This is a genomic window from Candidatus Soleaferrea massiliensis AP7, assembly GCF_000820765.1.
In the GTDB taxonomy this organism is placed as follows: Bacteria; Bacillota; Clostridia; order Oscillospirales; family Ruminococcaceae; genus Soleaferrea; species Soleaferrea massiliensis.
Genome location: NZ_CCYH01000030.1, coordinates 1 through 15,185, shown reverse-complemented (window position 1 = coordinate 15,185; position 15,185 = coordinate 1). Strand labels below are relative to the sequence as shown.

12 protein-coding genes are annotated in these 15,185 nt (G+C 56.0%); 6 read left to right on the top strand and 6 right to left on the bottom strand.

Annotation, left to right across the window (positions count from 1 at the left end; all coding sequences use genetic code 11):
- Positions 1–289 precede the first annotated feature (289 nt).
- Together BN348_RS07840 and BN348_RS07835 are read right to left on the bottom strand one after the other, a co-directional pair.
- Positions 290–1,759 (bottom strand): NADP-dependent glyceraldehyde-3-phosphate dehydrogenase, encoded by a 1,470-nt coding sequence (locus BN348_RS07840; protein ID WP_040197310.1) that lies wholly within the window; start codon positions 1,757–1,759, stop codon positions 290–292.
- A gap of 56 nt (positions 1,760–1,815) precedes the next feature.
- Positions 1,816–2,229 (bottom strand): putative ABC transporter permease, encoded by a 414-nt coding sequence (locus tag BN348_RS07835; protein ID WP_040197309.1) that lies wholly within the window; start codon positions 2,227–2,229, stop codon positions 1,816–1,818.
- Between the two features lie 245 nt (positions 2,230–2,474).
- Between BN348_RS07835 and BN348_RS07830 the strand changes: the two genes are divergently transcribed.
- From BN348_RS07830 to BN348_RS07805, 6 genes are all read left to right on the top strand, one after another.
- Positions 2,475–2,876, top strand: coding sequence for a cupin domain-containing protein (locus BN348_RS07830; RefSeq protein WP_082020865.1), 402 nt, complete (start codon positions 2,475–2,477; stop codon positions 2,874–2,876).
- Positions 2,877–3,117: 241 nt separating this feature from the next.
- Complete coding sequence (locus tag BN348_RS07825) at positions 3,118–3,588, top strand: pyridoxamine 5'-phosphate oxidase family protein (protein ID WP_040197308.1); 471 nt, start codon at positions 3,118–3,120, stop codon at positions 3,586–3,588.
- Between the two features lie 40 nt (positions 3,589–3,628).
- Complete coding sequence (locus BN348_RS07820) at positions 3,629–4,384, top strand: exodeoxyribonuclease III (protein ID WP_040197307.1); 756 nt, start codon at positions 3,629–3,631, stop codon at positions 4,382–4,384.
- 111 nt (positions 4,385–4,495) lie between these two features.
- Complete coding sequence (locus BN348_RS07815; protein ID WP_040197305.1) at positions 4,496–4,840, top strand: phenylpyruvate tautomerase MIF-related protein; 345 nt, start codon at positions 4,496–4,498, stop codon at positions 4,838–4,840.
- Positions 4,841–5,100: 260 nt separating this feature from the next.
- Complete coding sequence (locus BN348_RS07810; RefSeq protein ID WP_040197304.1) at positions 5,101–5,628, top strand: putative immunity protein; 528 nt, start codon at positions 5,101–5,103, stop codon at positions 5,626–5,628.
- 376 nt (positions 5,629–6,004) lie between these two features.
- Entirely contained in the window at positions 6,005–11,377 is a 5,373-nt protein-coding gene (locus tag BN348_RS07805) for a carbohydrate-binding protein (protein ID WP_082020863.1), read from the top strand.
- A 353-nt stretch (positions 11,378–11,730) separates the two neighbouring features.
- Here the strand turns inward: BN348_RS07805 and BN348_RS07800 are convergent, their stop codons facing one another.
- The 4 genes from BN348_RS07800 to BN348_RS14320 form a co-directional block, all read right to left on the bottom strand.
- Entirely contained in the window at positions 11,731–12,627 is an 897-nt protein-coding gene (locus BN348_RS07800; protein WP_040197302.1) for a hypothetical protein, read from the bottom strand.
- The gene (locus BN348_RS07795; RefSeq protein ID WP_040197301.1) at positions 12,624–14,090 is read right to left on the bottom strand and encodes a class I adenylate-forming enzyme family protein; all 1,467 of its coding nucleotides are present in this window, start codon (positions 14,088–14,090) and stop codon (positions 12,624–12,626) included. The genes BN348_RS07800 and BN348_RS07795 overlap by 4 nt, the downstream gene beginning before the upstream one ends.
- Before the next feature lie 4 nt (positions 14,091–14,094).
- Positions 14,095–14,328 carry an acyl carrier protein gene (locus tag BN348_RS07790; protein ID WP_040197300.1) on the bottom strand — a complete coding sequence of 78 codons (234 nt, stop codon included), beginning with the start codon at positions 14,326–14,328 and terminating at the stop codon, positions 14,095–14,097.
- 137 nt (positions 14,329–14,465) lie between these two features.
- Positions 14,466–15,185 (bottom strand): collagen-like domain-containing protein (locus BN348_RS14320; RefSeq protein ID WP_040197299.1); only part of this gene is annotated, 720 nt, incomplete at its 5' end.

Here is a 15,185-nt window from a genome sequence, read left to right as displayed (position 1 = left end):
CGGCACTGTGCATGGCCCCCCTTGAACGGCCTTTTCTGGTTACTCTTTTGGCCGGCAAAAGAGTAACTGCCACATAGCCAAGGTATCTTGGCAAACACAGAAAAACCGCTTTGCCAGAGCTATCCGGCAATCTTCTCGCCCGATGTCGCTTAACAACAAACCAAGACCGCAGGGTAACAGTGGTACAACAATCATCCATTTAAAATTAACACACAGCAAAAAAGAAAGATCCACTTCACTTATAAATAAAATAAAGAACGCTGAAAGTTTTCAGCGTTCTTTATTTTATTTATTCTGCTTTTGGATCAGCCAGATTGATCACAACAGCCTTCGGCCGGGTCATCGCCTCGATGGAATATTTGACACCCTGCGTACCCATCCCGGACGCCTTGACGCCAAGGAATGGGAAGTGGTCGGGGCCGCGTTCGGTCTTATTGTTGATCTGCACGGTGCCGACCTCCAGGTGATTGGCAATGTAAAACGCACGGTTGATGTCCCGTGTGAAGACCGAAGACTGCAGGCCGTATTCCGAACGGTTTGCAATGTCGATGGCCTCGTCGAGATCTTTTACGCGGATGACCGGCAGGACCGGCCCGAACGGCTCTTCCCATGCGATATCCATCTCTGTTGTCACATGGTCGAGCAGCGTCGGGTAGAGAAGGTTTCCCTCGCGGCGGTTTCCTGTGACGAGCGTCGCGCCCTGCCTGAGCGCGCTGTCAACCAGTCCCTGCACAAAGTCCGCCGACTTCTGGTCGATCAGCGGGACAATCACGCTGTCCTCGCGCGGATCGCCGACCTCCAGCGCCTCGATGCGGGGCTTAAGCCGCTCGACCAGCCGGTCGGCCAGCGTATCCGGCACCAAAATGCGCTTGACGGCCGTGCACCGCTGGCCGGAATAGGAATATGCGCCGGCAACGATGTTCTCCGCCGCAAAGTCAAGATCGGCGTCATCCAGCACGATCGCCGCGTCCTTGCCGCCAAGCTCCAGCAGCATCGGGATCATGCCGGCAAGCTGTGAGATGTGCCGTCCAACCTGTGTGCTGCCGGTGAAGTTGATAAACTGGATATCCGGATGGGTCACAATGTAGTCGCCGATTTCGCTGCCGCGTCCGGTCACGGTGTTCAGAATGCCTTTGGGAAGACCGGCGTTGTTGAAGGCCTGCGCCAGATGCAGCGCGCTGAGCGCACCCTGCGTCGGCGGCTTCAGGATGACGGCGTTGCCGCCGATGAGCGCGGGCGCGATCTTTGAAACCGACAGGTTGACCGGATAGTTGAATGGAGAGATCGCCAGCACGGTTCCCAGCGGGACACGCGTGACATAGGACATCTTGCTGCGGGTGCCGCCCGGAAAGTTTTCGCCGCTGATCGCTTCGCCCTCCATGCTTTTGCCGACATCCGCCGTATACCGCAGCAGATCGGCCGTCCTGGTGACCTCGGAAAGCGCGGATTTGTGGTCCTTGGCGATCTCCATGACCAGGATCTTCGCGATGTGCTCAGCCTGCTCTTCGAGGATATCCGCCGTCCTGTAAAAGATGTTGGCGCGCTCGAAGATCGGCATCTGCGCCCATGTTTCCAGATTGTTCTTGGTGCTGCGGATGGCGCGGTCCACCTCATCCCGGGTCATCGACTGGATTTTGCCGAGCGAGGAACCGTCCACCGGCGAGAAGATTTCAATGAGCTCTCCCGATTCGGAGGAAACCCATTCGCCGTCATACAGATTGTGATATACCTTGCGGTCGTTGCAGAGTTTACGAAACATCGAATCATCCTTTCATACTGCCGTCATACACTATTATGCGCGGGACATGTGATGTATTACCGGCGTGCCGAGAGCAGGGAGCGGACACGGAGCCTGCGGTGTAAAACCGGTGTCAGGAAGGTCAGCGGGATGCACAGGAAAAACCACAGAACCGAATAGAGCGGGCAGACCTGGCCCAAAATATTGAAATGGAGCTTGGAATAATCCCAGACATCCAGTTTCAGCACCAGGTTGACGACGCATCCGACCGAGAATTCGACCGATGTGATGATCATCGCGCCGCGCGCGCATTTTGTCCAGATCGAGCTGCTCCAGTGCTTCAGGTTGTTTTTGTGGAGCAGGACAAAACAAAGGCCGCCGGTTATCGCCATCGACCAGTGTGTGAAGCCGCGCCACAGAATTTCTATCAGGCTGTATCCGACCGAGCCGATCAGATAAATCACCGAATATTCTTTGAGTTTTGCTGCCATAAAATCACCCATTTTTTCTATCTTTTTTCGAGCATAACCGACCGCATACCATACGATATGGCATTCAAACGGTGAAACGCTTACTCGTTTTTAGTATTCACAGATTGTGCCGGAACATGAAGGAACTCGATTCATAAAATTTTGGCAAATAGTTTTAGGGAACAAAAATTAACATCTGACAGTTGAAGGCGCTGGATTTTTTTAGTATACTTTTTTTATCATCATCGGGAAGGGGATGCACAGAAATGGGGAGCGGCCTGAATCTGTACGATTTTCCGGGCGGGGCGTCCGGCGGGAATCTGCCAATCGGCACAAACGCGATGCTGACCGAGGAGCTGTGCGATATCCTGCTGAAAACGGACAGCATCCGCATCGAACGCATTGTCTCAACCGGACAGGTTTCGCCGCCGGGATTCTGGTATGACCAGCCCGAAGACGAATGGGTGCTGCTCGTCCAGGGCGAGGCGCGCATCGATTATCAAAACCGCGCGCCTATTACGCTGAAGGCCGGGGACAGCCTGCTGCTGCGCGCGCACGAAAAGCACCGGGTGGCATACACCAGCGAAAATCCGCCCTGCGTCTGGGTATGCGTGTTCGGCTCATTCGGCAATGCAGGGAACGCAGAAGCCGCGGATCATGCGCAGTAAGGACCGATGATAAGATTCAGGGATGACAGAATCAGCAAGCATATCCAGCGGGCTTTTTGCGGCTGTACGAACCGATGATAAAGATCACAGGGATAACAGAAGCGCACAGAATGCAGACAATATCATAAATGACCGGTTCTGGAGATACCATGCGTTTGTGGTGCTCAGAAATATCACAACGCGGGGATATTAATCGGCTTGGATATGGAATGATATATGATAGGAAGGGATGGGGAAACGAATGCGACAGAGTAAACGACAGGTCACCAGTCCGGACGAGCTGATCAAGATTCTGGAACATGGACAGGTTTGCCGCCTTGCGCTGCAGGATGGGGCGTATCCATACATCGTCGCCATGAATTATGGGTATGAGATGGGGGAGAACCTCACACTCTATTTCCATTGCGCGCATGAGGGCAAGAAGATCGATCTGATCAAAAAGAATCCGCGTGCCGGCTTTCAGCTGGAAGGGGACACAAAGCTCGTCGCCGGAGAACATCCGTGCCAGTACACGACCTGTTTTGAAAGCATCGTCGGCAGCGGAGAAATCGAGATCATCGAAGATGAGCGCGAACGCATCCGCGGCCTTGACCTGCTGATGCGGCATCACGGATGGACCGGCAAGCTGGAATATCTCCCGAAATCCCTTGCGCTGGCATCCGTTTTGAAGCTGACGGCGCGGGAATACACCGGCAAGCGCTATTGGAAGTAGGACAATTACAAGAACGATAGCAATATAGAAGGAGAATCATATGAAACTGATATCATGGAATGTAAACGGCCTGCGCGCCTGCCTGAACAAGGGCTTCTTAGATTTCTTCAAACAGGCGGACGCCGACATCTTCTGTATACAGGAAACCAAGATGCAGCCGGGACAGGCCGATGTCGAGACAGACGGATATGAACAGTTCTTCCATTCCGCCGAGAAGAAGGGCTATTCCGGTACGGCGGTCTTTTCAAAGCATTCGCCGCTTTCGGTCTGCTGTGATATCGGCCACCCGGAGCATACGGGGGAAGGACGCGCGATCACGGCGGAATATGAAAATTTTTACCTCGTCAATGTGTATACGCCGAATTCGCAGCGGGAGCTTGCGCGCATCGAGTACCGCATGAGCTGGGAGGATGCCTTCCGGGATTACGTAAAGCAGCTGGATGAAAAGAAGCCGGTGATCATCTGCGGGGATCTGAACGTCGCGCATGAGGAAATCGACCTCAAGAATCCCAAGCCGAACATCGGCAACGCGGGCTTCTCCTATGAGGAACGCGGCAAGATGAGCGAGCTGCTGCAGGCGGGCTTTGCGGACAGCTTCCGCCTGCTTTATCCCGACAGGACCGGCGCCTATACCTGGTGGTCGTATATGTTCAGCGCCCGCAAGAACAACGCCGGATGGCGCATCGATTATTTTCTGGTGTCCGAACGCGTCAAGGAGCGAATCCGCGACAGCGTCATCTATGCCGATGTGATGGGAAGCGACCACTGTCCCATCGGGCTGGACATCGACCTGTAAAGGTCCATGCCCGGAACAGACAGTCAGTTATCGGCCTTTCTTATAAGAAGAGCCGTGCATATAACAAATGACATCCCCGAAAGCGGGATATGTTGAACAGGAGGAATATCAATGCCGTGCATTCAAACCAAGGTATCTGTCAAGCTTTCCGAAGAGAAGGAAAGGAATATCAAAACACGTTTGGGTCAGGCCATCTCGATCCTTCCGGGAAAGAGCGAAAGCTGGCTGATGGTCGGTTTCGAGGATGAATGCCGCCTGTATTTCAAGGGCAGCAACGAACAGCCGATGGCCTTTGTGGAGGTACAGCTGTTCGGCAAATCAAACGATAAGGCCTATGAACAGCTTACCGCCGAGATCACGAACATCCTGAACGACGAGCTGGGCATCGACCCGGCGCAGATCTATGTGAAGTATGAGGAGATCTCCCATTGGGGATGGAACGGAAGGAACCTGTAAGCATCTGAAAAGGAAGTGACGGCGCTGAACGGCAGAGCGGATGTGCCGGTTCATCCGCCGCGCGGCAGCTTTACAGAAAAGAGCGCGTGACCTCTATTTGACATTGTCTTTATAAGAGGTCATGCGTCTTCATGTGCGAGCAGGCATACGCCGCCGGCGAAGCTGTGCAGATGGCGGCATGGTACGGCCTGCCGTCATACAAGCGCGGCGGCGGGCCATACGGAAAGACGATGCGAACGATCGTTTAAAGGAGAATCACGGTGTCCAAATTGAGAAAAATGCTGGGAGATATCCATTCGCAGGAATGTCTCGACCTGATGCAGCTGATTGAAACACAGAGTGAAAAAACGCTGGCCGGTTGGGCCGTCGGCTATGTCAAAAAGAATTATCTTGGAATCTATGAAGCAGCATGTCCCGGCGATAAGCGGCTTCGTCAGGCGGTATCGGCCTGTGAGGAATACCTGGCGGGCCGCAGGAAGCGCAGTGATATGAAGCCGGTCCTCAGGGAAGCGAACCGGATTGCCCGCGATGCCGCTGATAACCCGACGGCACAGGCGGCGGCCCGTGCCGTCTCCACAGCCTGTGCCGCCGTCCAGACGCCGACGAATGCGCTGGGCTTTTTGTTTTATGGCGCGGCCGCAGCAGCATACAGCCAGATGGGTTGCATGCAGCCGGAGCAGGTCTACGCTGAATTGGCATCGGATGAATTCAAAAAGGCTTTTGATGCTTTAAAGCAGATGTCTGTACTGGATGAACCGCATCCGGCGAAGATCAATTGGAATTGCTGAAGCGTGGATATCCATGCACCTGCGGTATGACCAGAGCTGGCCACGCGAAATTTACAGTTTTACAGAGGGAAAATACAGATGCGATCGGCAAAAAGGAAGCTGTTTGGAAACATAATTCCAAACAGCTTCCTTTTTGCTATGTGAAAGATCACTGGAACACACTCTGCACAGTTTATGTTTCAGATTCATAATCTGGCACAAGCCCAGTCTATACGAATATGTTGATAAAATGTGTCAAATCGTCAAGATATTCACACGCCACATTTGATTATTTGTTTACAATTACTTGAGATACCGATATCCTTGTGTTATAATGTTACTGCTTATGAAATGAATTGCGATCATTTTATAAAATTAAGATGAAAAGAGGAACGGTATGATGAAAAAGAAGATGTTTCAAAAAACGCTCTCGCTGATCCTGTTATTGGCATTGCTGATCAGCACAGTGCCGGTTGTCTCCGCGAAAGAGACGGCGCAGGCACTGGACGGCGTTACGGTCCCGTATTATCTGCTGCAGGCGACCGCTTCGAGCGAAGAGACACAGGCCGACAGCAATCCCGCGTCCGCGGCAGTGGACGGCTCAGCCGCCACCATCTGGCACACAAGATGGACCAGCCCGGCAGGAACCGCGCCGCATGACATCGTCGTGGACCTGGGACAGGTCTACAATGTCAGCCGCCTTCGCTATCTGCCCAGACAGGACAACAGCCAGAACGGCGTCATCGAAGGCTACAAGATCTATCTGGGTTTGACTGAGGACGCGCTCACACAGGCAGCCAGCGGAACCTGGGCGAAGAACCGCGAGGAGAAAACGGCGGACCTTGGCGGCGTATCGGCGCGTTATATCAAGCTGGAAGCGCCGTCCGGTACCTACGCGAGCTGCGCGGAACTGAGCATTGAGGTTGTCGACCCGATCCAGGAGCCGCTGTGGCGGGGGCTTGACGAGGCGAAGCTCGTCCATGCCAATGCGAAGACGGGAACCGAACCCGGCCAGTACCCGCAGGATGCCATCGACGCGCTGCAGGCGGCGATTGACGAAGCGCTGCTGTTCGCGATGAACCCGCAGGCGCCGACCGAAGCGGATATCCTTGCCGAAACGGCCAAGCTGCAGAGTGGACTGGACGCGTTCCGCGACCAGGTGGTGCACTACACGAAGGATGCATTGTCCGAGATGATCGGCGAAGCGCAGAAGCTTTATGATGAAACCCCGGCCGGCGACGGCGAGGGACAGGCGGAGCAGGACGCGAAGGACGCGTTCCTTGCGGTCATTGAAGCCGCACGCGTCACCGTTGGGGATGAAGCAGCCGACGGCGATGCGGTCGACGAAGCTGTCAAAAACCTGACAGCGGGACAGCAGATGTTCAAGGACAGCATCAACACCCGCGTCAAGGACCTGTCCGGCACCTGGCAGTTAAAGCTGGGCGACTATTCCGCGGAGGATACCGTGCTCGCGGATACCTGTGTCCTGCCGGGCACGCTGGATGAAAACGAAAAGGGAAATGTCAACAACAGCGTCAACACCAGCCGCCTCAGCCGGAAGTACACCTATACCGGCAATGCGGTTTACCAGAAGGAAGTGTTCATCCCGCGCGGATGGGACGGCCGTCAGGTCACCTTCCTGATGGAGCGCACCAAGAACACCCGCGTCTGGGTCAACGGCGCCGAGCAGCTTGACTGCAGCAGCAACAACACGCTGGGCACCGCGCAGGAGTACTACCTGACCGGCCTTGTTCCGGGTGAGAAGAACACCATCACCGTGCAGGTGCGCAATACCGACTATCCGGTCGGCACCGGCAGTCATATGCTGACCGAGGAGACCGTGACGAACTGGAACGGCATCCTGGGCAAAATCCAGCTGATTTCGGATGACGGCATCGGCATTAGGGACGTGCGGGTCTATCCGAACATCGCGGACAGCACCGCAACCGTCAAGGTCACGGTGAATCAGAACACCGCGGCCGCACAGGACGGACAGCTCACCATTTCGGCAAAGAGCTACAACCATGACGGTGAAATATCCGTTCCCGCTGTGCAGAGCTTTGATATCTCTGTCTCAGCCGATATGGGCGAGCAGGAATTTATCTTTACCTACGATATGGGGGAGAATGTAAAGCTCTGGAGCGAATTTGACCCGGCCATGTACCGCATGGATGTGCAGCTCACGGCAGGGGAGAATCGGAGCGGCTTTGAGACCACCTTCGGCATGCGCGAGTTTAAGGCAAACGGCCGCAAATTCTCGATCAACGGCAAAACCACCTTTCTGCGCGGCGAAGGCAACTCAGCGGTCTTCCCGCTGACCGGCTACGCCTATATGACCAAGGAGGAGTGGCTTGACTTCTTCGGCAAAGCGCAGGATATGGGCATCAACTTCTTCCGCTTCCACTCCTGGACCCCGCCCGAGGAGGCGTTCCAGGCGGCGGACGAGCTGGGCATCTACATGCAGCCGGAGCTGTACGGCTTCGGAAGCACGCCGTTCAACCAGTACTACACCGACGAGGCCGGACGCATCCTCAAGTATCTGGCAAACCATCCGTCCTTCGTCGCGATGACCTGGGGCAACGAGCTGAACACCGACAACGCGGCGGCGCGTCAAAAGGCAAACGAGCTGCGCGAACACTGCCGCGCGATTGACAGCACCCGGCTTTACGCGGAGGGCACCAACAACAACTACTGGAACGTGTCGTTCAACACCGGCGACGATTTCTGGAATACCTGCAAGACCAAGAGCGGCAATGACGCGTACCACATCCGCATCTCGTTCTCGTGGGCGGACGCTTCTTCCGGCGGCATTCTGGAGTCCACCCAGCCGAACTCTGTCTTCAGCTACACAAGCGCGCTGGCCGGCTATACCAAGCCGATCATGAACCATGAAGCCGGACAGTATCAGGTCCTGCCGAATTTCGACAAGGAGATTCCGAAGTATGAATCCGGCATCTTCGAGGCGCGCAACCTGCAGTACTACCGCGACAAGATGGAGGAGAAAGGGCTTCTCGACATGAACGAGGTCTTCTCGAGGGTTTCGGCGCGCATCAGCGCCATCGGCTATAAGGCCGACCTCGAAACCGCGCTCAGGACCCCGGAGCTTGCGGGCTATCAGCTCCTGAGCATCCAGGACTTCCCGGGACAGGGAACCGCCCATGTCGGCATGCTCGACAACTTCATGGATGAGAAGGACGGCGGCTTCACCAAGGCGGAGTACAAGCAGTTCAACGATCAGGTGGTGCTGTTGGGCCGCCTGCAGAAATACATCTACACGAACGACGAGACCTTCAGCGCGGATGTGACGGTTTCGAACTACAGCGCGGACGCGCTTGGCAGCGTTGCGACAAAGTGGAATCTGAAAAAGGATGACGGCACCTCCGTTGCTTCCGGCATTCTGGACGGCGCAAGGGTCGAACAGGGCGCCGTGACGAACGTCGGCACCATTCGGACCGCGCTTTCGATGGTCACCGAGCCCACCAAGCTCGTGCTGGAGCTTTCAGCCGACGGCGTCCCGGGCGTGAACACCTACAACATCTGGGTCTACCCGAAGGATGTCAGCACCGAGGTTCCCGGCGGCGTCACGGTCGCAAGGGAACTGGATGACGAAACCAAGGCGGTCCTTGAGAACGGCGGAAAGGTACTTTTGATCCCGACGCCGGACAAGAAGACCATGCCGCAGAGCGTCAGCGTGCGCTGGACCACCGACTACTGGAGCAAGATGTTCCACAACTACGGCTCCGACCAGGCGTACACAATGGGCATGTATGTCGATGAAACGCATCCGGTCTTCAGGGATTTCCCGACCGAGTATTTCAGCGACTACCAGTGGTACAACCTGATGAAGAATTCCCGCGCGGTCATCCTGGACGACGCGCCGGCTTCCTTAAAGCCGATGGCGCAGAACATCGACCATATGGACCGCTGCTACCGTCTGGGCAGCCTGTTTGAAGCGCAGGTTTCAAGCGGACAGCTTCTGGTCTGTACCTTCGACCTGCTGGGCCAGATGGACGGGCATCCGGAGGTCAGGCAGCTTTACCGCAGCATCTTAAACTATATGGATTCCGCGGACTTCTCACCGGAAACCGAACTGGGCATGGACTACCTCTCGACGCTGTTTGCCGGCACGCGCCTGATTCCGGCGTACGGCCGCATTGAAGCCGAAAGCTATGATGAGGGCAGCAAGAGCTTCAAAACCGAGAACGGCAAGGTCCCGGGCTCGGACGCGGCTGAAACTGCAATCGGCGGCATCTCGAAAAACGACTGGATGACCTTCAAGAACGTGGATTTTGGCAAGAACGGCTGCAAGGGCATCATCCTGAACGGCGCGAACAACAACAATTATCCCGAAAAGATCGAGGTGCGCAAAGGCGGCAGGGACGGCGAGCTGCTCGGCATCCTCGAATTTGGTAAGACCAGCGGCGGATGGTCGCTGTATGAGTCGCAGGAGTTTGCGCTTTCACGCCTGACCGGCAAGCAGGACATCACGCTGGTGTTCCAGGTCGGCGCCATCGCGTTCAACTACCTGCAGTTCGTTGAGGAGGACGTCCAGTACCGCGACCCGTACGAGCGGCTCGAAGCGGAGAACTGCGACGACATCTACGGCATCGACGGCGGCAGCTATCTGATCCAGCAGCTTGCGGTCGTGGACATCACCGATCAGGTGGTCATCTCTTTCGAGAACTGCGACTTCGGCACACAGCCGAGCGGTTCGGTCGTGCTGCACGGCTTCACGAAGAACGACTATGTCGACGCCCAGATCCGCTACACCGGTGAAGACGGACAGCGCAGGTCCGCGCCGGTGCGGTTTGTCAAGGATCAAGGCGAGTCCTATGAACTGCAGACCGCGATTTACTACATCCAGGAATTCCCGCTCAAGGGCATCACCGGCGTGCAGGATATCGAAATCTATTTCGAGGAAGGAACCCGCTTCGATCTGGAATGCATGTACTTTGTGTCCTATGAGGACCCGAAGCCGGCGCTCGATGCTCTTCTTGGCAGGGCGGCTGAAATCGAGGCGTTCGCATCGGTCCGCCCGCTCTTCTATGAAGCATTGAGCTATCAGGCCTTTATGGATGCATACGATGCTGCCAAATCGGTCGACCGTGCGGACGACGCGGCGGTCAAGTCGGCCACGGCATCCCTGCAGTCGGCGATTGACGGGCTTGCGGAGACCGGAAAGAGCAAATCCGCCTATACCCAAACCAAGGCGCGGTACTACGATGATATCGTTGGCAAAGTAAACCTTGAGCGTCAGGAACCCGACCGCGTGGTTGGAAACTTTGATCCGGGCGAGGCGCTGATCTACAGGGGCCTTGATTTCGGCGATACCGGTTCGGCCAGGCTGACCATCTGCGGCGCGAATGCGAGCACCTATGCGGACGACTGCGTGCTGCGCGTCTGGTACGGCGACTTTTCGCAGTATGTCGACGTCGCGTTCCCGCAGACCGGCGGATGGGGCGCGGCGGATGACCGCGAGGTCACCTTCGACATCCCGCAGATCAAAGGCGTCAGCGATATCAAGATCGAACTGCTGGAGGGCGGAATCGCCTTCAACTACTTTGTCTTTGAGGAGTCCCCGGCGCTGGAAGGCGACGTCAGCGGCGACGGCAGGCTGGGCGTTGACGACCTGATCATGATCAAACAGCATATCCTTTCGGGCGGCCAGTCGCTGAATGAAGAACAGCGCAGGCTTGCGGATGTCAACCACGACGGCCGGATCAACATCTTTGATCTGCTGGCCATCAAGCTCGCCATTCTGAACGGCTGATTGATACAGGCAGAAGAGCCGGGGAGATGGAACGGTCTTGAGAAGATAAACCCGTTTGCAAAATCGTCCGGATGTCAAATAGAATACTCCGATTGAGAAACAGGTTCTTTCGGTTTCAGACAGTATAAAAGCCGGCGGCATTGCTGCTGCGGTAACTGTACAGGCAGTCAGAACGGCTGAACGGATGGATAAACCGCCGCACAATAAGCCGCTTTCAAGCGGCTGAAGCCTGACGGCGGCTCGTTGGAGCGTTGGGATATCCGGTCATCCTGAAAAAATAATCAGAAGGTCCTCTCCAGTCCGGCTGGAGGGGGCCTTCTGCATCGTATAGATGAAACTGCTTCAGTTCTGTTTTACAAGGATGGCGCATCGCAATAAGATGATATGTCTGAGATTATCCGTTCGGCCAGTGCGGTTTCCCAGTCAAGCAGGGCGCCAAGCTGTGTGCGGACATCCGCCAGGACGGTCCGGTTGCCCGAACTCACCGACACCCTGTACAGGCCGTTTTTCACCGCAGCCCAGCCTGCAAAGAAATCCCGGTCGGGGAACAGATAATCCGCATCAAGTCCGGATGTCCGGTTTTGCAGATAATACCGGTATAAATACCGGTTGCTGATCATCGTGTCCACATATCTTGCGAGCATCTCGGCATGGTTTTCGTTTCCCTGTGAACAGCCCGCAATATCTGCAAGCAGCTTCCGGCGCAGGTCCGGATGGCCGTGCAGAATCTCCCGCGCTTCCCTTGCGACAGAAAGACTTGCCTGTGTGTGGGCCGGATTTTCCGACACCCTTTCCATGCGGGTGATGTCGAAGGCATGATCGATGATGTCCCGACGGGCAATCTGTTCCGCCGACCGATGATAGGTGGGATCGAAACAGTTGAGCGTTTCCGCCGCTGCGTTCTGCGCCATAAAATAGTGCGGCCCGTGAAGAAGCCCATACAGCGGCGTCCAGGGGATGAAAAAGGCGTCCATCCCGACGATGATGAATTCCCCCCCGTCAAACCGGGACAGGCTGTCTTCGGCCTGCTGCGGAGAATCACAGTCCAGCATCGTGAGCTTTGCTCCCTGCGCGTCGAGATTGATGAGCATCCTCTTGGTCAGAAAGGCTCTGCGGTATGGATCGTACTTGAAATCCGTCTCCGACCAGAGCGTGGCGAATGAGAGGGGATAATCCGCGCCTAAATGACCGGCGATGCTGACAATGCAGTTGTAGTAGCAGTTCAGTCCCCGAAAATGGATCAGCTTCATGAGACGCCGCCCTTTTTGTTTTTCCCCGTCGCGGTCTTTTCAAGCGCGTCCATCATACGGATGTTGTGCGGCTGTTTGTAGCCGGACAGATGCGCCCGGCAGTACTCCCTGATCTGTGCTTCGCAAACCTGCGGCGACGCGGGCACGATATCCGCGCATACGGTTTCATTTCCGTATGCATCCGTTTCGCCGTATACATGGCAGTCCCCTGCGAGCCTGCTGTTCAGAATGCAGGCCTCCACCTCCTCGGCATGGACGTTGAAGCCCCGCACAATGATCACGTTTTTCTTCCGACCGCAGATGTACAGATAGCCGTCCTCATCGAGATATCCGATGTCGCCGGTGTGCAGGTATCCGTCTTTAATGATTCTGCGCGTTTCTTCTTCGTTTCGGTAATAGCCGATCATCACATTCGGGCCCTTGACGACGATTTCCCCGCTCGTATACGGCGCATCGATGATCACGCCGTCCTTTTCGATACCGATGTACACCCCGCTGACCGCCGTACCGACCGACGCGAGCTTCCGCGGGTCCATCCTTTTATATGGCTTTGCGATCAGCGGAGAGGCCTCCGTCATGCCGTAGCCCGTCCAGAATTCGACGCCCGGGAACGCCTCCAGGAGCCTGTGCAGCGTGTCGGCTGGAACCTTGCTTCCCGCAAAGCCGAAGTAACGCAGGGAGCGGATATCATAGGGGAGCCTTCGTCCCGCGGACTGATCCATCAGCGTGGCAACCAGCGCGCCGCCTTCATAATGCGTCGCCTTGTGCTCCTGTGCGGCCCGGTAAAGCGCATCCAGCGTGAACGCGCCGCCCAGCAGGACAATGGGGAACTCCCTGACGATACAGGCAAAGAGAATCAGAAGCCCGTATGAAGAGGAAAACGGGGCCGCGATGAGGTATCGGATATCGCTTTCAGGCATCCTGTCGTAATCCATGTTCTCAAGATAGGCAAAAACGCTCGATTCGACATTCCTTTCCGACAGCTGGACAATTTTGGCGTTTCCAGTTGTGCCAGATGTGCCCAGCAGGAGCATGGGTTCATCCGATCCCACATCTGCGGCTGCCGGGAGTTCTCCGTCCAAAGAAGCCGGAAAGTCCTCCGCGTAGACGACATCCAGTCCGGCGGCGCCGCTGGAGATTTCATCGAAAAGCGGCTGGAACGCCGCGCATGTGATGACGGTTCGAACATCCGCCTGTGAAAGCAGTGCGGCTATTTCATGCCGGGTCAGCCGTGTGCTGAGCGGAAACGCCGTCATCCCGGCCCGGAGCACCGCAAACAAAGCGGCGATATAATCCCCGCCATCGGGCAGGAGAATCGCGATGTTTCCCCGGCCACACCCCATAAGCCGTTTTTGTAGGGCCGCCGCCTTCCCGGCAAGCGCACGGTATGATATCCGGCTGTTTCCGTCTATGATGGCGGTTCTGTCCTGGTTCTCCAGGTTCCACAGTACCTGTCTGATCATGGTGTTATCGCTCCTTTGTTTTGCTTTCCACGAAGCTGATGAGCCTGCCGGCAATGAGACAGTCTTCCATCTCGGTGATGTCGAAGGATATACCGTATTCCCCCTCAATTTCCGCCAGCAGGGTGATGAAGGAAAGGGAATCAAATCCCAGGTCCGTATACAGGTTGGATTCCTGGGTAACCAAACCTGGAATGAGCGCTTTTTTGCTGATCTTCTGAATCAATGCATCCCGTATCATTGTAAAACCTCCGTTTATTCGTAACAGTCATTATTGTACAGATGGATGAAGCGCAAAAAGCTTGTATGGATATGCTGGTTTTCCGGAAACCGGAGCCTGTTATGACGCTAAGCTGCCATGAACAGGCCCTTTCTGCCTTATTCTATGAAGAGCCCGCCGCTGACTGAAACCTGGGTGGACTGTTCCGGGGTTGTACCTTCACCCATCCAGCCGAGGACGATGCCCACAACCGTACCCGCCGGAAGACTGACGTTCAAACCGGTCAGGGAACCCCTTCGCAGCGTATACTTCGGAATCTCCGCGCCGCCGACATACGGCTCCGTATAGGTAATGGTTTCCGGAAGAACCGTATATACAAGATTATCGGAATTGAGAACTGCCAAACAGACAAAGGGGCGCATGGTGATGCCGGCTTCGAGATAAAGCGACGTACGGGTGGCGAACAACACATAGATACTTCTCAGGATGCCGTCATAAGGCATGATGAATGAGCTCCCATAGGCATTCTCCTGCCGGATGGTAATCGTTCCGGTGTCCCATTCACCCGGCTGAAGATTGATACCGTAGCCGCTGTCTCCGCCAAAACCCGCGAAATTTACTATACCGGGCCTGCCCTGTGCGTCGGTCGATATCTCAGCGCCGAAGTTGTTCACATTGGACAGGCTGAACGGAATCGCAGCGGCTATGGGGCCGGTGACGCCGGGAATGCCCTGCGCACCGGTGGGGCCAGTAACGCCCTGGATGCCTTGCGCACCGGTGGGGCCAGTAACGCCCTGGATGCCCTGCGCACCGGTGGGCCCGGTGACACCCGGAATGCCCTGTGCACCGGTGGGGCCGGTGACGCCCGGAATACCCTG

Excerpts from the sequence above, each read along its gene's own strand:
- BN348_RS07840 (WP_040197310.1), bottom strand. The coding sequence starts at position 1,759 with ATGTTTCGTAAACTCTGCAACGACCGCAAGGTATATCACAATCTGTAT.
- BN348_RS07835 (WP_040197309.1), bottom strand. The coding sequence starts at position 2,229 with ATGGCAGCAAAACTCAAAGAATATTCGGTGATTTATCTGATCGGCTCG.
- BN348_RS07830 (WP_082020865.1), top strand. The coding sequence starts at position 2,475 with ATGGGGAGCGGCCTGAATCTGTACGATTTTCCGGGCGGGGCGTCCGGC.
- BN348_RS07825 (WP_040197308.1), top strand. The coding sequence starts at position 3,118 with ATGCGACAGAGTAAACGACAGGTCACCAGTCCGGACGAGCTGATCAAG.
- BN348_RS07820 (WP_040197307.1), top strand. The coding sequence starts at position 3,629 with ATGAAACTGATATCATGGAATGTAAACGGCCTGCGCGCCTGCCTGAAC.
- BN348_RS07815 (WP_040197305.1), top strand. The coding sequence starts at position 4,496 with ATGCCGTGCATTCAAACCAAGGTATCTGTCAAGCTTTCCGAAGAGAAG.
- BN348_RS07805 (WP_082020863.1), top strand. The coding sequence starts at position 6,005 with ATGATGAAAAAGAAGATGTTTCAAAAAACGCTCTCGCTGATCCTGTTA.
- BN348_RS07800 (WP_040197302.1), bottom strand. The coding sequence starts at position 12,627 with ATGAAGCTGATCCATTTTCGGGGACTGAACTGCTACTACAACTGCATT.
- BN348_RS07795 (WP_040197301.1), bottom strand. The coding sequence starts at position 14,090 with ATGATCAGACAGGTACTGTGGAACCTGGAGAACCAGGACAGAACCGCC.
- BN348_RS07790 (WP_040197300.1), bottom strand. The coding sequence starts at position 14,328 with ATGATACGGGATGCATTGATTCAGAAGATCAGCAAAAAAGCGCTCATT.